Raw genomic sequence first — 21,736 nt, 5'->3', positions numbered from 1 at the left:
CTCCCACATGCGTCCTGCGGTGTTGCTGCTGAATCGCTCCATCGATCGCGAAATTGTTTCAAAACTTGACGCAATTCGATCCTTCCACCATATTGATAGTTAGCAAACTAACTGTATGCGAACTATCCAGTGCCTCACTCTCTCGAACAACTCCAGATGAACCTCAGCAGCAGCATGGTGGTGGGCGCCCGTAACTGGCGCAAAATCTGCCAGACCACGCTGGTGAGCTACGGTATTTCCGAAGCCTGCGCCGTGCCGTTGTTGATGATCGGCCGTCTGGGCGACGGCGTGCATCAGGTCAAGGTCGCCCATGCGTCGGGGATGGAAAGCCCGTCCCTGGTGCGCCTGCTCGACCAGCTGTGCAACGGCGGCTACGTGTGCCGCACCGAAGATGTCCATGACCGTCGCGCCAAGGCCTTGAGCCTCACCGAACGTGGTCGCGAACTGGTGCAGGCGGTGGAGGTGCAACTGGTGCGCCTGCGTAAAGACGTGCTGGCGGATATCGCGCCGGCCGATATGGAGGCGGCGCTGCGGGTGTTGCGTGCCTTTGAGGCGGCGACGCTTTGAACGGATTCTTCACCGGTTTCCCGCCTGCTCGCGACTGGTTCTATGGCGTACGCACCTTTGCGGCGTCGATGATCGCCCTGTACATCGCCATGCTGATGCAGATGCCCCGTCCGTATTGGGCGATGGCCACGGTCTACATCGTTTCCAGCCCGTTTGTCGGCCCCACCAGTTCCAAAGCGCTGTACCGCGCCATCGGCACCCTGATGGGGGCGGCGGCGGCGGTGTTTTTTGTGCCGATGTTCGTGCAGTCGCCGTACATCCTGGTGGTGGTGATCGCCTTGTGGACGGGCACCTTGCTGTTTCTGTCCATGCACCTGCGCACCGCCAACAACTACGCGTTGATGCTGGCCGGCTACACCTTGCCGTTGATTGCCCTGCCGGTGGTGGACAACCCCCTGGCGGTATGGGACGTGGCCGAGGCGCGTACCGAAGAAATCTTCCTCGGCATCGTGGTGGCCGCCGTGGTCGGCGCGATGTTCTGGCCGCGGCGCCTGGCGCCGGTGTTCGACGGTTCGGTGGCCAAATGGTTTGCCGACGCACAGGTCTACAGCCAGCGGTTCCTCACGCGTACGGTGCAGCCTGACGAAATCAGCACTTTGCGCGGCGGCATGGTCGCCACCTTCAACACCCTGGAATTGATGATCGGCCAGTTGCCCCACGAAGGCGCGCGGCCGCAGACGGTGCGCAATACCAAGGAGCTGCGCGGGCGCATGATCCACCTGCTGCCGGTGGTGGAGGAGTTGGATGACGCCTTGTACGCCGTCGAACAGCGCGCGCCGCAGTTTCTCGAACGCCTCAAACCGCTGCTGGACGCCACCGCCCAGTGGCTGCAAAGCAGCACCGACAACCCGTCGCTGGACAGTTGGCGCGCCCTGCGTGACCGGATCGAAGCTCAACAACCCGAGGGCGATGCGCTGGATGACCGCCACACCCTGCTGTTTTCCAACGCCCTTTACCGCCTCGGCGAATGGGTCGACCTGTGGCAGGACTGCCGCAGCCTGCAGGCCGCCATCCATTGCGAAAGCCAGGACACCTGGCGCGCCGTCTACCGTCACTGGCGCCTGGGCCGGCTCACGCCGTTTCTCGACCGTGGCCTGATGTTCTACTCGGCGTTTTCCACCGTCACCGCGATTATCGTCGCCTCGGTGCTGTGGATTCTGCTGGGCTGGACCGACGGCGGCAGCGCGGTGATCCTGGCCGCCGTGGCGTGCAGTTTCTTCGCCTCGATGGACGACCCCGCGCCGCAGATCTACCGGTTCTTTTTCTGGACGGCGATGTCGGTGCTGTTTGCCAGCCTCTATCTGTTTTTGGTGCTGCCCAACCTGCACGATTTTCCGATGCTGGTACTGGCATTCGCCGTGCCGTTTATCTGCATCGGCACGCTGACCGTGCAGCCGCGCTTCTACCTGGGCATGCTGCTGACGCTGGTCAACACCTCGTCGTTTATCAGCATCCAGGGCGCCTATGACGCCGACTTCCTCAACTTCGCCAACGTCAACCTGGCCGGGCCCGTGGGCCTGCTGTTCGCGTTTGTGTGGACGCTGATCGCCCGCCCGTTCGGCGCCGAGCTGGCCGCCAAGCGCCTGACCCGTTTCAGCTGGCACGACATCGTCGGCCTCACCGAGCCGGCCACATTGGCCGAACACCGACACCTGGCGGTGCAAATGCTTGACCGCTTGATGCAGCACCTGCCGCGCCTGGCCCTGATCAACCAGGACACCGGCATCGCCCTGCGCGACTTGCGCGTGGCGCTCAACCTGCTCGACCTGCTGGCCTACTCGCCGCGCATCCTCGGCGTGCCGCGTGTGCTGCTCAACCAAGTGGTGGAAGGCGTGGGCGGTTACTTCAAGGCCTGCCTGAAAGCGGGTGAACGCTTGCCTGCGCCCAGCGGTCTGCTGATGACCCTCGACCGCACGCGCCGTGCCCTCAACGGTCAGGGCCTGCAAAACGAAGACGACACCCGCCTGCACCTGCTGCATGCGCTGGCGGGCCTGCGCCTGGCGTTGTTGCCCGGCGTGGAATTTATTGGCGGCACGGAGATGGAAGCGCCGCTGCCCGATGGAGCGCCTTTATGATCGGTGATCTGGATATCAGTGGGGTGTTCCTGCCCACGCTGCTGGTGCTGATGGGCATTACGTACGTGCTGTTTCTGGTGGTGCACGGGTTATTGACCCGCCTCCACTTCTATCGCCTGGTCTGGCACCGGGCATTGTTCAATGTGGGGCTCTACGCGCTGTTGCTGGGCGCGGTGGACTCACTCAGTCGATACCTGATGACATGAAAAAACCTTTTTTGACTATTGGCCGTGTGGTCCTGACGCTGCTGATCGTGAGTTTTGCGGTGGTGGTCGTGTGGCGCATGGTCATGTACTACATGTTTGCGCCCTGGACCCGTGACGGGCACATCCGTGCCGACATCGTGCAGATCGCCCCGGACGTGTCCGGGCTGATCCAGCGCGTGGATGTGCACGACAACCAATTGGTAAGCAAAGGCCAGGTGCTGTTTGCGGTCGACCAGGACCGCTTCAAACTGGCGCTGCGTCAGGCCCAGGCCGCCGTGGCCGACCGCCAGGAAACCCTGGCGCAGGCCCAGCGCGAATATAAGCGCAACCGTGGCCTCGGCAACCTGGTGCCCAGCGAACAGTTGGAAGAAAGCCAGTCTCGCGTGGCCCGCGCCCAATCGGCCCTGGCCGAAGCCCAGGTGACGGTGGATTCGGCGCAGCTCAACCTCGACCGTTCGGTAATCCGCAGCCCCGTGGACGGCTACGTCAACGACCGCGCGCCGCGCACCCAGGAGTTCGTCACCGCGGGGCGCCCGGTGTTGTCGGTGGTGGACAGCAACTCGTTTCACATCGACGGCTATTTCGAAGAGACCAAGCTCGACGGTATCCACGTCGGCATGGGCGTCGACATCCGCGTGATCGGCGACAACGCCCGTTTGCACGGGCATGTGCAGAGCATCGTCGCCGGCATCGAAGACCGCGACCGCAGCAGTGGCTCCAACCTGCTGCCCAACGTCAACCCGGCGTTCAGTTGGGTACGGCTTGCCCAGCGAATCCCGGTGCGCATTGCCTTTGACGAGGTGCCGGCGGACTTTCGCATGATCGCCGGGCGTACCGCCACGGTGTCGATCATTGATGACCAACCCAAGGACGGAGCCCGGCCATGAAGCAGTTGTTGGCCATCGTTGCCCTGGGTTCTCTGCTGTCGGCCTGCCAGATGGTCGGCCCGGATTACCAGGTGCCGGACACCGCCGCGGTCAAGCGCGGCGACCTGCAAGGGCAACTGCCGGCCGATGGCAAGAACGTAGTGTCGGCGCCGGTGCCGGCTGACTGGTGGAAGCTCTACAACGACCCGCGCCTGGATGAGCTGGTACGCCAGGCCATGGCCTCCAACACCGACCTGCGCGTGGCTGCGGCCAACCTGCAACGCGCGCGGTATCAGGTGCAGCAGGCCGAATCCGCCGGGGGCTGGAGCGCCGGCGCCAAGGCCGAGGCGCAACGCCTGCAGGAATCGGGCGAAGCCTTCCTGCTGCCGGAAAAGGTCCCCGTGGGCAATATCGGCAGCGTGGGCATCACCACGTCTTATCAATTCGACCTGTTCGGCACCTTGCAGCGCGGCATCGAAAGCGCCCAGGCCAGCGCCGACGCGACCCAGGCCGCCGCCGATATAGCACGCATCACCCTGGTGGCCGATGTGGTGCGCTCTTACACGCAAGTCTGCGCCGCTAACGAAGAACTGGCGATTGCCAACCATTCCCTGCAGCTGCAGGCGCAAAGCACCACGCTGACTCAGCGCCTGCGCGATGCCGGCCGGGGCGACGAAACCCAGGTGACCCGCTCGCAGACGCAATACAAGTCCCTGCGCGCCGACATGCCGCGCTACCAGGCGGCGCGCCAGGCCGGCCTTTATCGACTGTCGATGCTGCTGGCCAAACCCGTCGAGCAACTGCCGGCGGGCACCGGCGACTGTGCCGAGCTGCCGCACATCGCCCAATTGCTGCCGGTGGGCGACGGCGCCACGCTGCTCAAGCGCCGCCCCGACGTGCGCCAGGCCGAACGCCAGCTGGCTGCCGCCACCGCGCGCATCGGCGTGGCCACCGGCGCGCTGTACCCGGACATCGCCATCGGCGCCAGCGTCGGCACCGTGGGCCTGCTCGACAACCTCGGCGAACCGGCGACCAACCGCTGGGGCTTCGGCCCGATGATCAGTTGGACCGTACCGACCAACGGCGCCCGCGCACGCATCCATGAGGCCGAAGCCGCCACCCAGGGCGCCCTGGCGCATTTCGATGGGGTGGTGCTCAACGCGATCCGCGAAACCCAGACCGGCCTGGCCCAGTACACCGCCGTGTTGCAGCGTCGCGACGCATTGGCCGAGGCCGAGCAATCGGCGCAACAGGCGGCGGACCAGACGCACCGCTTCTTCCAGGCCGGTCGTGCGTCGTTCCTGGCCGACCTGCAGGCCACGCGCACCTACACCGATATGCGTGCCCAATTGGCGGCGGCCAACACCCAGGTCGCCATGAGCCAGATCGACCTGTTCCTGGCCCTCGGCGGTGGTTGGGAAAGCGGACGAACGCAAGCCTCCGCGCCCGGCAAACCCTGAGCGAATAGCTATGCTTTGACAGGCGGGCGCCGTGGCTGTTGAGCCAGGCGCGCGCCTGACACTGCTCGCGTTTGCTCATGGGGATTCCAATAATGAAAAACCCTTATGCTCCCGCTTTCTGGTGCGTGCTCTTCGCACTGGTGCTGTTATCGGCCGCGTATTTCTACGGCGTCATGCTCGCCCACCCCCTCGACAAGGCCATGGTGTTCCTCGACAGCGCCTGCCTGGTGATCGGCACCTTGTCCATCGGCGTGGTGGCCTGGGCGTCCTACCAGAATCAACGCGTCAAGAAAAAACTCCTCGAACAAGGCAAGACCCGCGTGGCCATCTGGGACACCAAGGTCGCGCTGCGCCGCGTCGAAACCGTGTTCGACCGCTACTTCTGGGGCAGCTACTGGCAGCCGGGGCGTACCTTCCAGGAAGTCATGGGCGACCTCACCGGCACGCCGTTGGAAAAAAGTCTCGAAACCCTGAAAAAACAGTGCGTGGTGCTCGACAAGCAGATCGCCGAAGGTCGGCATTGGCTGAATAACGCGCGGGAATTGTCCGATGTCGCCACGCAGATGGCCCGCGAACGCTACCAGCTGGACTTCTGCGATCCCAAGGTCGACACCCCCGGCAATGCCGTGATCCACCGCGAGTTCGAGGTGCTGGTGTACACCTGGACAGCACGTTTGAAGAGCTTCGATCACCAGCTTGACGAAATCGAGTTGGAGTATTCGTGAACCAGTAGCGATCTGATGCCTCTGAAAGGTTGCGCCGTTTAAGGCCGCCAGTGCTAATCTTCCCCCGTTTTCGGCGGGCTTGAGCCAACCCCTACAGGGTTCAAGGAAGACAGCCCACTTCTCACAGGATTTGATCAGGTCACTTCATGAATAAGCCAGCAGTCGTTCTTTTGGGTTTTGTTGTCGCCGTCGGCGTCGTCAGTGCAGGCGGCGCCTGGTACACCGGCAAGCAGCTGGAGCCGGTGTTGCAGACCGCAATCCAGAACGCCAACAAGGAACTGCAAACCTCCATGGCCGGCGTCGACGGCAGCGTCGCCCTTGAATTGGTGTCGCTGGAACGTGGCGTGTTCAGCAGCACCGCGCATTACCGCCTGAAAGCGCAGGGCTCGGTGTTCGGCGAAGAAAACCCGAACCCGGAGCTGCTGTTCGTCGACCATATCGAACACGGCCCGTTGCCGTTCTCGCGCCTGGTCACGCTTAAATGGCTGCCGGTCATGGCCACCAGTCATTACCAGCTGGAAAAGAACGCCACCACCGAGAAGTGGTTTGCCGCCGCCAAAGACGTGTCGCCGCTCAAGGGCGTGGCCAATATCAGCTACACCCGCGCGGTCAACGGCAATGTCGAACTGCTGCCCCTGGAGTTCAAGGATGACAAGTCCTCGGTGAGCTTCTCCGGCGCCAACATGAATTTCGACAGCACCGCCGAAGGCCAGAAGGTCAAGGCCGACGGTTTCATGAACAGCCTCAAGGTCGCCGCCGTGGATGCCCAGGGCGCGCCGTTCGAAGCCGAACTGGCCGGCCTGACCGTGGCCAGCAACCTGGCCAAGTCCACCTTCGGTTTCTACACCGGGCAGAACACCGTGGAACTGACGGACGCCAAGTTCACCGTCGGCGTGCAGAAAGACGTGATCTCGCTCAAAGGCTTTGAGCAGAAAGACTCCAGCGAAACCAAGGACAACAACCTGGCCGGCCGCGTCGACTACAAAATCGACGAGATCGGCTACAAGGGCAAACCCGTCGGCTCGGCCGCCATGGCGCTGAGCATGAAAAACGTCGACGTCCCCGCCATGCTGGTGTTGACCAAGCTCTACCAGGACAAGCTGCAGCCGGTTCAAGCCGCCGCCGCCGCTGGCGAACCCGCGCCTGAATTGCAGTTGACCGAAGCCGAGCAGGCCCTGGCCGAGGCCAACGTCAACCAACTGCTGGCCGCCAAGCCGCAATTGGCGCTGGAAAACCTGTCGTTGAAAACCACCCACGGCGAAAGCAAGTTCAACCTGGTGGTCGACCTGGCCAAACCCGCGTCGATGGAATTGCCGCCGGTGGAACTGGGCAAGCAGATGGTGTCGCTGCTGGACGCCAACCTGACCCTGTCCAAGCCAATGATCGCCGATGTGTCGGCCCTGCAGGCCCAGGCTGTTGGCCTGACCGACCCTAAAGCCATCGAGCAGCAAGCCCAGATGGCCGCCGAGATGGTCAGCGGCACGGCCGTGGGCGCACAACTGGCGACCCTGGTCGGCAACGACGTGGTGTCCAAACTGCACTACGCCAACAATGAAGTGACCTTCAACGGCCAGAAAATGACCGTCGAGCAGTTCATCGGCTTTGTGATGTCCAAAGTCGGCGCGGTCAGCGGCGAGCAATAATCGCGTCAGTGCACTGAGTATGCTGTGGCGAGGGAGATTGCTCCTTCGCCACACGCAGCGTTCCCTCCCGTCCCGCGTATAAATCCCACGTCCTTATCCAAATCTGAACAATTGTTCTGATTTGCGCTTTTGCGCCCCGCGCTCGGCGATAGTGCCCACAGGAAAGCTAGGCCGGGTCATGAGACGTCGGCACCCTGAAGCGAAACGCCCAGGACTACCTATCGTTACAGCTTTCCCTGTAAGGAAGCTCACGATATGTTGCCAAACCCTCCACTCAGTGCATCAGGCCGGTTGCGACTGCTTATCGGGGTCGCCTTGTGCAGCCAATTGTTGATGCCCGCTTACGCCCTGGCCGACTCGGCCTACGATGCGCTGATCATTCAGGCGCGCAATGGCAACTTCACCTCCGCCCTTACGCAATTGCGCCAGTTGTCCGCCGAGCGCCAGACGCCCGGCCAGGTCAGCGATCACCTGGTGATTGCCGGTTGGGCCGGCCAGGACGCCGAAGTGCTGCAGGTCTACGAGGCCCAGGGCAAGCACCGCAACCTCAGCACCCAGGCGCTCGCCACGGTGGCGCGCACCTATCGCAACCAGAAACAGTGGGCCCAGGCCGAGGCGGTGTACCGTCAGGCGTTGCTGCGCGAACCGAACAACATCGACCTGCAACTGGGCCTGGCCCTCACCCAGGCCGATGGCGGCAAGGCCAACGAGGCGGTGCAGAGCACCCGTGCATTGGTGGCCGCCAAGCCTGACGACCCCAACCGCCGCATGGCCCTGGGTTATGCGCTGACCCGTGCCGGCTTGAACTACGACGCCCTGTTCGAATTCGACCAGGCTTTTATGCGCGCCGGCGATAAACCCGAAGTTGCTCGCGAGTACATCGTTGCCCTGCAAAAGGCTCGCTTGCCGGAGGCTGCGTTGCGCCTGTCGGCCCAGCGTCCGGGCCTGCTGGATGCGGTTACCCAACGCCGCCTGGAAGGCGACCTGGCCGCCGAGCGTGTGCGCATGGCCGAGTTCGCCACCCGCAGCGAACAGGAGCGCTACGTGATCGCCGACCGTGCGCTGCAGGCTTACGACAACCTGCTCGCACGCTGGACCCCCGACGCCAGCGCCCACGATGACGTGGTGCGCTGGCGCATCGATCGCCTGGGCGCCCTCAAGGCTCGGGCGCGCACGGCGGATGTGGTGCGCGAATACGAAACCTTGACCCGCGAAGGCGTGCAATTACCCACCTACGCCGTGCGCTGGGTGGCGGCGTCCTACCTGGACCAACGCCAGCCGGAAAAGGCCGAGCCGCTCTACCGTCAGGCCCTGAGCGCCGCCGATGCCGAGCCGGATGACCGTGTCGAAGACACCACCGCGTTGTTCTACGCCCTGCAGGAGAGCGATCAGGGCGAGCAAGCGCGTGAAGTCGCCAATGGCCTGGCCAACAGCCAGAAACCCCGGGTTGAACTCAAGGGCCTGCCCATCGGCAACCCCAACGATTCATGGATGGACGCCCAACAACTGGCCGCCCAGTCCGGCGTCTACGGCGGTGACCTGCCGGGCAGCGAGGCCGGGTTGGATGCACTGGTGGCCAAGGCCCCGGGCAACGTCGGCCTGCGCCTGGCCCAGGCCGACATGTACCGCGCCCGCGACCTGCCGCGCCGCGCCGAAGGCATCCTGAAGGAAACCGAAGCCCAGGCCCCGCGCGACATCGGCCTGGAAGTGTCCCAGGCTTACACCGCCATGGACTTGCAGGAGTGGCGCCAGCTCGACGTGCTCACCGACGACGTGGTCGCGCGCAACCCCGACAGTCGCCAGGTGCAGCGCCTCAACCGCCTGCGCAATGTGCATGACATGGCCGAACTGCGCGTCGAAGCCTACACCGGCAAAAGCTACGGTGGCGGCAATGACAGCGACGCCGGTGCGGTGGCCGGCAGCCGTGACTGGGGCATCGAGAGCGTGATCTACACGCCGCCCATCGACGAAGACTGGCGCCTGTTCGCCGGTGCCGGTTACGCCACCGCCGACTTTGAAGAAGGCACCGGCCAGCACCGCTGGCAGCGCGTCGGCGTGGAACGGCGCACCCGTGACCTGACCCTGGAAGCCGAGGTGTCCAACCACTCCTACGGCTTTGGTTCCAAGCAGGGCGCGCGCGTGGCGTTTGCCCATGACCTCAACGACCATTGGCAATACGGGGCTAGCCTCGATTACCTCGCCGCCACCACTCCGTTGCGGGCGTTGAACGCCGATATCACCGCCAATGGCGGCAGCGGCTTTATCCGCTGGCGCGCCAACGAAAGCCGCGAGTGGAAGTTGTCCGTCAGCCCGTCCCATTTCAGTGACGGCAATGATCGCGTCGAAGCAGTGCTCACCGGCCGCGAGGGCCTCTACAGCTCGCCGAAGGTGCAAGTGGACCTGGGCCTGGAAGTTGCCACCAGCCGCAACAGCAAGGAAGACACGGTGTATTTCAACCCGAAGTCGGACTTCAGCGTGTTGCCCACCGTCAACGTCAACCATGTGCTCTACCACCGCTACGAGACCCAGTGGAGTCAGCAGTTCCAAGTCGGTGCGGGTACTTACAACCAGCGGGATTATTCCACCGGTGGCGTCGGCCTGATCGGCTATGGCCAACGCTTTCGCTGGAACGACGTATTGGAAGTCGGCGCCAACCTGAGCCTGATCAGCCGACCCTACGACGGTGATCGCGAACGCGATCTGCGCCTGCTCGTCGACCTCACTTACCGTTTCTAAAAGAGCCTGACCATGACTGTTCTCAGCCGTTGCTTGTTGCTCCTGGGTGTATTGCTGGCCAGCGCCTGCGCCCAGCAACCCGCGCCCTTCACCCCACCCGCCGAGCGGCCGACCCCGGCCAACGAAGCGGCGTGGCCGAAGAACCATTTCCTGGGGATCGCTTACCACGACGTGTCGGACCGCGATCCCGACCAGGCCGTGGTGGCGGTGCGTACCGAGCGGCTGATCGAACAATTGGCCTGGCTGCGCGAGAACGGTTACCAGGCGGTCAGCGTCGACCAGATCCTCGCCGCCCGCCGTGGCGGCCCGGCATTGCCGCCCAAGGCGATCATGCTGAGTTTCGACGACGGCTATTCGAGCTTCTATACCCGCGTGATGCCGATTCTGCGCGCCTATCACTGGCCGGCATTGCTGGCGCCGGTGGGCTACTGGATCGACACGCCGATGAATAAACCCGTGGACTTCGCCGGCATGCCGCGGCCCCGGGGTGAGTTCCTCACCTGGGAGCAGATTCGCGAGGTGTCGCAATCGGGTCTGGTGGAAATCGCCGCGCACACCGACGCCAACCACAAAGGCATCCTGGCCAACCCCCAGGGCAACCTGGAGCCGGCCGCGACCACCCGCAGCTACGATCCGGCGACCCAGCGCTACGAAACCGAAGCGCAGTTCCAGGCGCGCATGCGCGCCGACGTGGTGGCGATCTCCAACAAGATCCGCGCCGTCACCGGCAAGGCGCCACGGGTGTGGGTATGGCCGTATGGCGCAGCCGACGGCACGTCGCTGGCGGTGGTCGGCGAGCAGGGTTACCAGATGGCCCTCACCCTCGAAGACGGCCTCGACAACCTCGGCGACCTGATGAGCAGCCCGCGCTTTCTGGTGGCCTCCGACCCGGACGGCGAGCACTTCGCCAACAGCATCGTGGCCGTGCAGGCCAAGGCGCCGTTGCGCGTGCTGCATGTGGACCTGGACAACGTGTACGACCCGGACGCCGCCCAGCAGGCGCGCAACCTCGACCAACTGGTGCAGCGCGTGGTGGATATGGGCGCCGGCACAGTGTTCCTGCAAGCCTTCGCCGACCCCAAGGGCGACGGCCTGGTGCATTCACTGTATTTCCCTAACCGCCACTTGCCGATGCGCGCCGACCTGTTCAACCGCGTCGCCTGGCAGCTGCGTACCCGCGCCCATGCCAGCGTGTATGCCTGGATGCCGGTGCTCAGCTTTGCCCTTGACCCCAAGCTCCCACGTGTAACGCGCTGGGACCCGAAAACCGGCAACGTCGGCCTCGATCCCGACCAGTACCAGCGCCTGTCGCCATTCGATCCGGCCGTGCGCAAAATCATCGGCGAGATCTACGAGGACCTGGCGCGGGTGGGGCCGATCGACGGCATCCTTTATCACGACGATGCGGTGTTCAACGACTTCGAAGACGCCAGCCCCGCCGCGCTCAAGACCTACGCCGCCAACGGCTTGCCCGATAGCATTGCGGCCTTGCGCGCCGACCCGGCGGTGATGCAGCGCTGGACGCGTTTCAAGAGCCGCTACCTGATCGACTTCACCCACGAACTGACCGCCAAGGTGCGCGCCATCCGCGGCCCGCAGGTGCTGACCGCGCGCAACATCTTCGCCGAGCCGATGCTTAACCCGCCGAGCGAAGCCTGGTTCGCGCAGAACCTCGACGATTTCCTCCAGGCTTACGACTGGACCGCACCGATGGCCATGCCGTTGATGGAAGGCCAGCAGGTAAACACCTCCAATGCCTGGCTGGAAAAACTGGTAGCCACCGTTAAAAAGCGCTCCGGCGCGCTGGAGCGCACGGTGTTTGAACTGCAGGCCAAAGACTGGCGCACCAAAGACGCCACCGATATCAACGGTGCGCAAATGGCCGAATGGATGGGTGTGCTCAAACGCCAGGGGGTCACGAGTTTTGGTTATTACCCGGACAACTTCCTGGAAAACTCTCCGGACTTGAAGACCGTGCGTCCGGCCCTTTCCAACCAATGGAACCCTTGACCATGTTCGACAGAATCCTGGCTTTATTCGTACTGGCGCTGGTGTTGGGCGTGCCTCTGGGCCTGATCTTCCTGGTCACCGGGCAGTTCCTGATGGACTTCGTATTCTTCTACCCGCTGTTCATGTCAGCGCTGTGGATTGCCGGCGGCCTGTACTTCTGGCTGCACTGGGAACGCCACTGGCCCTGGCAGGAAGACACTCCGGCGCCGACCCTGGCCGGCAATCCGCTGATCTCGATCATCATCCCTTGCTACAACGAAGGGGATAACGCCGCCGATACCATCCATGCGGCGCTCGGCCAGCTGTACACGAACATTGAAGTGATCGCGGTCAACGACGGCTCCAAGGACAACACCGCAGCGGTGCTCGATGCCCTGGCATTGGAGCATCCACGCCTGCGCGTGCTGCACCTGGCACAGAACCAGGGCAAGGCCGTGGCCCTGCGCATGGGTGCGGTGGCGGCGCGCAGCGAATACCTGGTGTGCATCGACGGCGATGCGTTGCTCGACAAAAACGCGGCGGCTTATCTGGTCGCGCCGATGCTCGATAACCCCCGGCTGGGCGCTGTTACCGGCAACCCACGGATTCGCACGCGGTCGACTTTGATCGGCCGTGTGCAGGTGGGCGAGTTCTCGTCGATCATCGGTTTGATCAAGCGCACCCAGCGCGTGTTCGGCCGGATCTTCACGGTGTCGGGTGTGGTGGTGGCGTTCCGTAAGAAAGCGCTGGACCGCATCGACTACTGGAGCACCGACATGATCACCGAGGACATCGACGTGAGTTGGAAGCTGCAGTTGGACCACTGGAGCATTTTCTACGAGCCGCGCGCGTTGTGCTGGATCCTGATGCCCGAAACCGTCGGCGGCCTGTGGAAGCAGCGTTTGCGCTGGGCCCAGGGCGGCGCCGAAGTGCTGTTCAAGAACATCCGCGGCATCTGGCAATGGCGTCACCGCTACCTGTGGCCGTTGCTGTTCGAGTACTGCCTGTCCACCGGCTGGGCGTTTACCTTCCTGCTGTCGGTGATTTTCTGGGGCGTGGGCAAGTTTATTCCGCTGCCGCAGGCAATCGCCGTCGACGCCCTGATGCCGCCGGCGTTTACCGGTCTGGTGCTGGCGATGGTGTGTCTGCTGCAGTTCGCGGTCAGCATTATCATCGACCGCCGTTACGAGAAAGACCTATGGAAAACCCTGTTCTGGACGGTGTGGTACCCGATGGTGTTCTGGCTGGTCAGCCTGTTTACCACGCTGGTGAGTTTCCCCAAGGTGCTGTTCAACCAGCATCAGAAACGCGCGCGCTGGGTGAGCCCGGACCGTGGTATCAAACCTGTCAGTGAGGAGGCGTGATCATGAACCTGGTCAGAACTCGCCAAAGCCTGGTGATGTGGATTATCGACGTGCTGTTGACCCTGATGGCCTGGGCCGGCTTGATCTGGTTGCTCGCGCGCGGCATCACTTCGATGCTCGAAACCCATGGCGGCCCGCGGATCGAAGCACCGATTTTCGCAGCGCTCAACACCCTGCAGATCTACCTGTGGATCGCCTTGTTCAACGCGGTGATCCTGGTCTCCTGGGCGCGCTATCAGCAACGCAAAGGCCGCAAATTCGCCCAGCGCCGCGCACAAACCAGCGGCCTGAGCGACAAGCATCTCAGTGAGAGCTTCAAATTGGGCGCGGGCGACCTGGAACAACTGCGCCGTCCGGGCGTACTGGTGATTCACAACGATGAAGACGGCGGTGTGGGCGAAGTTAAATCCCACGTCTCCCGTGACGTGGAACGCCCGCCACTGACCCTCGTGCCCGGCCAGGAAAAAGGCCAGGACATCGGCTGAATCCCCTGGGTGGATAGCTTCCGGCCGTGCAGTCATGGGGTGAGCGGGCTTGTTGTGGTGAGCAGGGCAAGCCTGCTCACCACAACAACCTCATTTTCTCAGGTTATGTTTACGCCGAAGCTGTGTAGACACCTGTACCTGCAAGGGGGCACGAAAAACAGGTGGCCCTGCCGGTGAGCGTTTCCTGCCTTGCAGCGCAATCCCGACAAATGGGATCCAATTCACAAAACGCCCGCGAACTTTTCCTGCTTTCTCGGTACTAACCTATCTCGGCGGAACCTTGATGGCGAAATAATGGCTATTTATCAAGGTGCTCGGCTCATATTCAAAAAGAATCGCCACTGGTCGGAATAATCACTCCAGCGAATGGCATTAGTTCTTTTTGATGTTTTTTTATTATTAATAATCAATAGGTTAGGCGTTAAGTAAGTGCGAGCGTGCAACTAACCCCTGTGCTTGGGTTAGAGCAAGTTCGATGTTAGTTTGCGCCCCCTTGATTTTTCGACGGATCGAACATGCCCCTGTTATTGCCACGGATTCGGTTATCGCTGTGCACTTTCCTGCTCGCTTGTTTAAGCGTGAACAGTGCGTCCGCCGCGCCTACGCCCGGCGATCAGGACCTGATCCGCGACCGGCAGAATCGCCTGCTCGAAGAACAGAGCCGTCGCCTGCAGGAGCTTCAGGACCTGCCCGGCAAACAGACCAAGCCCGCCGCTCCAACGACGCCGGCAGACACTCGTTGCTTCCCGATCCAAGACATCGAACTCAAGGGCGCCGACAGCCTGTCCGTCGCCGACCGCGCGCGCCTGCTCAAACCCTACATCGGCCAGTGCCTGGGCGTGTCGCAGCTCAATGAACTGCTCAAGGTCATCACCGACTATTACATCGCCAAAGGCCGCGTCACCAGCCGTGCCTACTTGCCGCAGCAAGACCTGTCCAGCGGCCACCTGCAAGTGCTGGTGGTCGAAGGCAAACTCGAAGCGCTGAAAAGCGCCGAAGGCAGCAGCGTGACCGACCGCGAACTGGCCATGGCCTTTCCCGGCAAGGTCGGCGAGGCGCTGAACCTGCGCGAAATCGAGCAACTGGTGGACCAACTCAACCGCTTGCCCTCCAAGCAGGCGCAGATGGAACTGACCCCAGGCCAGCAGATCGGCGGCAGTGACGTGGTGGTCAAGAACACCCCGCAAAAGCCCTGGCGCGCCAGCCTGTCGCGTAACAACGACGGCCAGAAAAGCACCGGCGAACAGCAGTGGGGCGCCGGCCTGGAATGGGACAGCCCCCTGGGCCTGGGCGACCAACTGATGCTGCGCGGCGGCCACGATGCGGTCAGCGACCACCAGAAAACCTCGAAAAACAGCATGCTCTATTACAACGTGCCATGGGGCTGGTGGAACTTCAGCTACACCTACAGCGAAAGCGACTACCGCACGTACGGCCAGACCGACAGCACCAAATTCAAGCTCAATGGCGACAATGAGAACCACCAGCTGCGCGCCGAGCGGGTGATCCACCGCGACGACGTGAGCAAGACCTCGGTGAACGTCGGCCTGGCCCATCTGCGTACCAACAACTACGTCCTCGACGTGCGCACCGCGCCGAGCAGCAACCGCCTCAGCGAACTCCAGTTCGGCATCAACCACGGTCGGCGCATCGGCAATGCGTTCGTCAACCTCGACCTGGGCATGCAGAACGGCATCGGCCTGCTCGATGCCCAGTCTGAAGAAGAACGCGATCCGTTCGGCAACCGCCAGGCCAATTCGCGCTACCGCAAATACACCGCCACCGTCAGCTATCTGCAGCCGTTCACGCTGTGGGGCGAGTCGTTGAGTTTTTCCAGCCTGGCCACCGGTCAGCGCAGCGAAGACATTCTGTTCAGCCCGCAACGCGTGAGCCTGGGCGGCTCGGCCTCGGTACGCGGTTTCAAGGATCAGCAACTGACCGGCGACAGCGGCGGCTACTGGCGCAACGAGGTGCGCTGGGCACGCCCGGTGACCCTGGATTGGATGCGCCCGGCCTTTGCCGAGTACGGCGCCAGCGTCGGCTACGACCAGGGCGTGATCAGCAACGACCGCTACAACGGCGATGTGCATGGCCGCGTGTCCAGCAACTCCCTGGAACTGTTCGCCCGGGGCAAGCACGTCAGCACCAGCGTGACCTTTGCCCATTCTTTGGAAAGACCGGCCGTAGTGAGCGAGCGCGAAGCGCCGATCTACTTCCGTATGGACTTCTTCCTGTAATTCAACGCCCCGCCGCAATGAGAATCTGACAATGGATGTTCGCCAATTTGCCTTCCTGGCCCGCCAACCTTCCGCCGCTTTGAAGCCGCGTGACGCGTTCTTCGGCCTGCCCAAGCGCGGGCTGGCGTTGATCCTGGCCAACGCGCTGTTCTGGCAGCCGCTGCTGGCCCAGGCCGAAGGCATTGTGGTCAGCGCGCCGGGCACCACTGTTGGCGCGGCGGGCAATGGCGTGCCCGTAGTGAACATCGCCACGCCCAACGGCGCCGGCTTGTCCCATAACCAGTTCCAGCAATACAACGTCGGCCCCAACGGCGTGATCCTCAACAACGCCAGCGGCGCGGTGACCAACACCCAGTTGGGCGGCTACATCGTCGATAACCCCAACCTCAAAGGCGGCGCGGCCAGCGTCATCCTCAACGAAGTCACCGGCAGCAACCCCAGCCAATTGCGCGGGTACACCGAAGTGGCGGGGCAGTCGGCCAAAGTCATCGTCGCCAACCCGTACGGCGTCACCTGCAGCGGCTGCGGCTTTATCAACACGCCGAACGTCACCCTCACCACCGGCAAGCCGGTGCTCGACGCGAACGGTCAACTGCAGCGCTACCAGGTTGACGGCGGCGCGGTGACCATCGACGGCGAAGGCTTGAACGCCAGCAACGTCGACCGCTTCGACATCATCACCCGCTCGGCCAAGATCAACGCGCAGATCAACGCGCGCGAACTGAACGTAATCGCCGGGCGCAACGATGTGGACGCCCAAAGCCTGAAAACCACACCGCGCGCCGACGACGGCAGCGCCAAGCCCGAGCTGGCGATCGACTCCAGCGCGTTGGGCGGCATGTACGCCGGCGCGATCAAGCTGGTGGGCACCGAGGCCGGGGTGGGGGTGAAACTCGACGGCACGCTGGCGGCCAGTGGTGGGGATATTCAGCTCGATGCCAATGGGCGTCTGAGCATGGCGCAGGCAGCGGCCACCGCCGGCAACATCAAGGTCACAGCGCAGAACGTCGACCTCACCGATAAGGTCTACGCCACCGGCAACGTGCAGATCACCAGCGCCCAGGCCCTGGTCAACCAGAAGAGCGTGGCGGCCGGCCAGCGCATTGAACTCAATGCCGCGACCGTCACCAACCCCGGCATCGTCGAGGCCGGCGTCGCTTCCGACAACAGCCGCAATACCACCGGCGACCTGGTAGTCAACGCGCAAACCGTCACCACCTCCGGCAACCTGCTGGCCAGCCGCGCCCTGGCGATCACCGCCGCGCAGGCGCTGACCAACCAGGGCGCGATCATCCAGGCCAAGACCGTCGACGTCAGCAGCGCCAAGTTGACTAACCAGGGCGCCACCGCGCGCCTGTTCGGCGAAAAGAGCCTGGCGATCAACTCGCCGGCCATCGTCAACCTCGGTGGTCTGATTCGCTTCGGTGAAGGCCAGGCCGCCACGCTCAACAGCGCATCCCTGAACAACCAGGGCCGTATCGAGATGGCCGGCGGCAGCCTGGTACTCACCAGTGCCGACCTGAACAACAGCGGCGGGCAAATCATCGCCAACGAGCTGACGCTCAACGCCGGCAAGCTCAATAACCAGAACGGCGTGCTGGTGGGCAAGACCGCCAACGTCAATGCCACCGAGCTCGACAACAGCCTCAAGGGCCTGATCCAGGCCGACGGCGGCGCGCTCAACCTCACCGTCACCAACGGCTTCAACAACGCCCAGGGTTTCGCCCAGGCCAGCACCGACCTGACCGTCAACGCCGGCACCCTCGGCAGCAATGCCGGCGGCGTATTGAGCGCCGACACCGGCAAGCTGACCCTCACCGCCGCACAACAGCTCAACAACGCCCAGGGCCGCGTGCAGGCCGGGCAGGGCAATATCGAACTGCACGCCGCGAACCTGGATAACCAGAGCGGCGTCATCGTCGGCAAACAATTGCTGCTCGACGTCGCCGGTGGCGATATCGATAACCGCGCCGGACGCGTATTGGGTGACCAACTCGACGTACGCGCCTCCGGCCTCGACAACCGCAGCGCCGGCTTGCTCGCCGGTGGCGCCCAGGGCGTAAGCCTGCTGCTCAAAGGCCCGGGCCAATTGCTCAACGCCCAGGGCCGCATCCAGAGCGAAGGCCTGCTGCAACTGCACGGCGAGCGTTTCGACAACAGTGCCGGCATCCTGCTCGGCCAAACCGTCGATGTGACGGCGCAGCGCTTCACCAACAGCAACAAAGGCGCGTTGGTCAGCGATGGCGGCGACGTGGTGCTCAACGTCAGCGACCTGTTGACTAACGTCGGCGGCCAGATCGACGCGGGCGAGCGCAGTGTGTTGGTCAAGCAACTCACCACCCTCGACAACAGCGGCGGCACCCTGCGTGGCAAGCGCCTGGACATCACCGCCCAGCACCTGAATAACAACGACGACGGCCAACTGCTGGCCGGCGCCGGGGGCTTGAGCTTCAGCGGCCAGGATGTGAGCAACCGCAAGGGTCTGATCCTCAGCGGCGGCGCCCTCACCGAGTTGCACACCACCAGCCTGGATAACCAGGGCGGCACGGTGCAAGGCGACAGCCTGACCGTCACCGCCGACAAGGTCGACAACGGCAGCGGCGGCCTGATGGCGAGCCTGGTCGGCAACCTGCAACTGACCGTCGAAGCGCTGGCCAACCGTGGCGGCAAACTGTTCGGCAAAGAACAGCTGACCGTCAGCGGCGCCACCCTCGACAACAGCGAGGGCGGCCAGGTCAGCGGCAACCTGCTCAACCTGACCTCACGCGACACCCTCACCAACCAGGGCGGCCTGATCGAAGCCAACCAGGGGCTGAGCCTCAACGGTGGCAACCTGGACAACAGCGCCAAAGGCCAACTGCGCGCGCTTGGCGGTGCCAGCAGCAGCCTCAACCTCAGCGGCGCGGTGAACAACGAGGGCGGCACCCTCGAATTCGGCAGCGCGGCCTTCAGCCTCGACGCCACCAGCCTGAATAACCAGGCCGGCCTGTTGCAGCACGCCGGCAGCGGCCTGTTTCGCATCAACACCGCCAGCCTCAACGGCAGCCAGGGCACTATCAACGGCATGGGCACCGCCGACTGGGCGTTCGGCAAAGTCGACGGGCTCGGTCGCCTGCAACTCAACGAAGTGCTTACCTACAAAAGTGCTCAAGGCCTGGCCCTCAAGGCCGGCGACCGCATGGCCAGCGGCAAGGGCCTGGTCCTCAATGTGGCAAGCCTGGACAACGGCGGCGAACTGCTCAGCGACGGTGACCTGAGCATCACCACTGGCGACATGAGCAACAGCGGTCGCGTGTCGGCCCTGCAGACACTCACCGTGGCGGCGAACAACCTCAGCCAGAACGGCGGCCGCCTGGCGGCCAACAATACCCGCCTGACACTGGGCGGCACCCTGGACAACCTCGGTTTCCTCACTGCGCGTCAGCAACTGGATATCGCCGCGGCGCAGATCAATAACCGCGGCACCCTCGGCGCCCAGGGTGCGGTAAATCTCACTGCGGTCAACGGCATCACCAACGCGGCCGATTCGCTGCTGTTCAGCGGTGGCAACCTGACTCTGCGCGCCAATGGTTTCAGCAACCTTCATGGCGACGTCTACAGCAAAGGCGACTTGAGCTTCGCCGCGCGCGATGGCGGGCGTGCCGCGCTGTTCAGCAACCGTTCCGGCACCGTGGAAAGCGAAGGCTCGATCGGCATCAATGCGGGCTTTATCGAAAACGCCAAAGATGAATTCGAACTCGGGCAGACGCTGACCACCGGCAGCTTGAGTTGGATCTGTGGCCAGCACTGCGGCGAAAAAGATTGGTGGGAAAAAGGCGTCATCACCATCTACGAGACCTACCTTGAGGCGGCGACCAAGGATTCGGCAGCGGCGCGCCTGGTAGCTGGCAAAAACATGCTGCTGCAAGGCGACAATGTGCAGAATCGCTACAGCCTGATGGCTGCCAATGGCGACCTGAGTATTGCCGCCGGTGACCTGCTTAACCAGGGTGCCGCCACGCGCACAGGGCAGCGCAAGATTGTCGTCACCACGCCAGGACGTGTCTCCGACGATTTATTTGAACGCATGCAATGGGTCGACGTTCCCGCTTTCAATGCGGCCACGGCGGCTGGGCATTTCGATAAGGCGCGCTTCGAAGAGCTGAAAAACCGCTCACCCAATAGCTATCCTTTCGAGCACATAAGCGACGTCACCACCTGGACCAACAACAGTGGCCCCGGCTACGACGCCACCCTGCAAGCCGGCGGCACGGTCAACCTCAACGTCGCCCGCACCCTGCAAAACGGCACGCTGCACAACAACACCCTGGCCCAGTTGACCGGCACCCTCGGCGACGACCAGACCGGCATCCCCGTTGGTGGCATCAACATCAACCTGAGCAAACACGCCAACGACCCGAGCGCCAAGGCCGCCGGCAGCATCCTGCCCGTAGCAGGCGCGGCCCCCGGCGGCGGCTTCGTGCCCGTGGACTACACCGGCACCGCCTTCGCCCCGGTCGACCCGACCACCTCGCCCAACTTCCAACTGCCCAAGGGCGAGTACGGCCTGTTCGTTAAAAATCCTGACCCGACCAGCCATTACCTGATCGAGACCAACCCCGAGTTCGCCTCCCTCACGGGCTTCTTCAGCTCCGACTACATGCTCGGCAAACTTGGCTACAGCTCGGACAACGCCTGGCGTCGCCTCGGCGATGGCCAATACGAGAGTCGCCTGATTCGCGACGCCGTGCTCGCCCAAACCGGCCAACGCTTTCTTGCCGGCGGCCTGTACAGCGACGCCGACCAGTTCCGCTACCTGATGGACAACGCCCTGGCCAGCAAAGATGCGCTGCGCCTGAGCCTGGGTGTCACCCTCACCCGCCAGCAAGTCGGCGCCCTGACCCACGACATCGTGTGGATGGAAAACCGCGTGGTCGACGGCCAGACCGTCCTCGTGCCCGTGCTCTACCTGGCCCAGGCCGAGTCGCGCAACGTGCGCGGCAACAGCCTGATCCAGGGCCGCGACCTCAACTTGGTCACCGGCGGCGACCTGATCAACGTCGGCACCCTGCGCGCCAGCAACAACCTCTCCGCTGCGGCTGGCGGCAGTCTCTACAACGGCGGCCTGATCGAAGCCGGCAACAACCTGACGTTGCTGGCCCAGGACAGCATCCGCAACGCCATGGCCGGTGAGATTCGCGGCAAGCAAGTCCGCCTCACCGCCCTCCGAGGCGACATCACCAACGACACCACTGCTATCCAAGTGCGTGACGGCGTCGGCATGCGCACCCTCACCGACGGCAGCGGCGGCACCATCGTCGCCCGCGAAAACCTGGCCATGGACGCTGGCCGCGACCTCACCAACCGGGGTGCCCTCACTGCCGGCAATGACGCCAACCTCACC

13 protein-coding genes are annotated in these 21,736 nt (G+C 63.6%); all 13 read left to right on the top strand.

What is annotated here, in order from left to right; all coding sequences use genetic code 11:
* The first annotated feature begins 156 nt into the window (after window positions 1–156).
* Window positions 157–567 (top strand): MarR family winged helix-turn-helix transcriptional regulator, encoded by a 411-nt coding sequence (locus tag G7025_RS25500; protein WP_181081766.1) that lies wholly within the window; start codon window positions 157–159, stop codon window positions 565–567.
* On the top strand, window positions 564–2,642 hold the full coding sequence (locus G7025_RS25495; protein ID WP_181081765.1) for an FUSC family protein: 2,079 nt from the start codon (window positions 564–566) through the stop codon (window positions 2,640–2,642). Before G7025_RS25500 ends, G7025_RS25495 begins: the two co-directional genes overlap by 4 nt.
* A complete protein-coding gene (locus G7025_RS25490) occupies window positions 2,639–2,848 on the top strand; it encodes a DUF1656 domain-containing protein (RefSeq protein ID WP_010214247.1) in 210 nt (69 codons plus the stop codon). Before G7025_RS25495 ends, G7025_RS25490 begins: the two co-directional genes overlap by 4 nt.
* On the top strand, window positions 2,845–3,735 hold the full coding sequence (locus tag G7025_RS25485; protein WP_181081764.1) for an efflux RND transporter periplasmic adaptor subunit: 891 nt from the start codon (window positions 2,845–2,847) through the stop codon (window positions 3,733–3,735). The genes G7025_RS25490 and G7025_RS25485 overlap by 4 nt, the downstream gene beginning before the upstream one ends.
* Entirely contained in the window at window positions 3,732–5,174 is a 1,443-nt protein-coding gene (locus G7025_RS25480; RefSeq protein ID WP_181081763.1) for an efflux transporter outer membrane subunit, read from the top strand. Before G7025_RS25485 ends, G7025_RS25480 begins: the two co-directional genes overlap by 4 nt.
* A gap of 92 nt (window positions 5,175–5,266) precedes the next feature.
* Entirely contained in the window at window positions 5,267–5,899 is a 633-nt protein-coding gene (locus G7025_RS25475; RefSeq protein WP_181081762.1) for an NADH:ubiquinone oxidoreductase subunit N, read from the top strand.
* Between the two features lie 146 nt (window positions 5,900–6,045).
* Complete coding sequence (locus G7025_RS25470) at window positions 6,046–7,542, top strand: YdgA family protein (RefSeq protein WP_181081761.1); 1,497 nt, start codon at window positions 6,046–6,048, stop codon at window positions 7,540–7,542.
* Window positions 7,543–7,797: 255 nt separating this feature from the next.
* A complete protein-coding gene (gene pgaA / locus G7025_RS25465; RefSeq protein ID WP_181081760.1) occupies window positions 7,798–10,278 on the top strand; it encodes a poly-beta-1,6 N-acetyl-D-glucosamine export porin PgaA in 2,481 nt (826 codons plus the stop codon).
* 12 nt (window positions 10,279–10,290) lie between these two features.
* Window positions 10,291–12,288 (top strand): poly-beta-1,6-N-acetyl-D-glucosamine N-deacetylase PgaB, encoded by a 1,998-nt coding sequence (gene pgaB / locus G7025_RS25460; protein ID WP_181081759.1) that lies wholly within the window; start codon window positions 10,291–10,293, stop codon window positions 12,286–12,288.
* 2 nt (window positions 12,289–12,290) lie between these two features.
* Window positions 12,291–13,631 carry a poly-beta-1,6-N-acetyl-D-glucosamine synthase gene (pgaC, locus tag G7025_RS25455; RefSeq protein WP_181081758.1) on the top strand — a complete coding sequence of 447 codons (1,341 nt, stop codon included), beginning with the start codon at window positions 12,291–12,293 and terminating at the stop codon, window positions 13,629–13,631.
* A gap of 2 nt (window positions 13,632–13,633) precedes the next feature.
* Window positions 13,634–14,116 (top strand): poly-beta-1,6-N-acetyl-D-glucosamine biosynthesis protein PgaD, encoded by a 483-nt coding sequence (pgaD, locus tag G7025_RS25450; protein WP_181081757.1) that lies wholly within the window; start codon window positions 13,634–13,636, stop codon window positions 14,114–14,116.
* A 515-nt stretch (window positions 14,117–14,631) separates the two neighbouring features.
* Entirely contained in the window at window positions 14,632–16,353 is a 1,722-nt protein-coding gene (locus tag G7025_RS25445; protein WP_181081756.1) for a ShlB/FhaC/HecB family hemolysin secretion/activation protein, read from the top strand.
* 31 nt (window positions 16,354–16,384) lie between these two features.
* Window positions 16,385–21,736: two-partner secretion domain-containing protein (locus G7025_RS25440; RefSeq protein ID WP_181081755.1), on the top strand; the 5,352-nt coding region annotated here is incomplete at its 3' end.

Source organism: Pseudomonas lurida, from assembly GCF_013522705.1.
GTDB lineage: Bacteria > Pseudomonadota > Gammaproteobacteria > Pseudomonadales > Pseudomonadaceae > Aquipseudomonas > Aquipseudomonas quebecensis.
The sequence above is the reverse complement of the archived record's forward strand: the minus strand, read 5'-3'. Positions and strand labels throughout refer to the sequence as shown.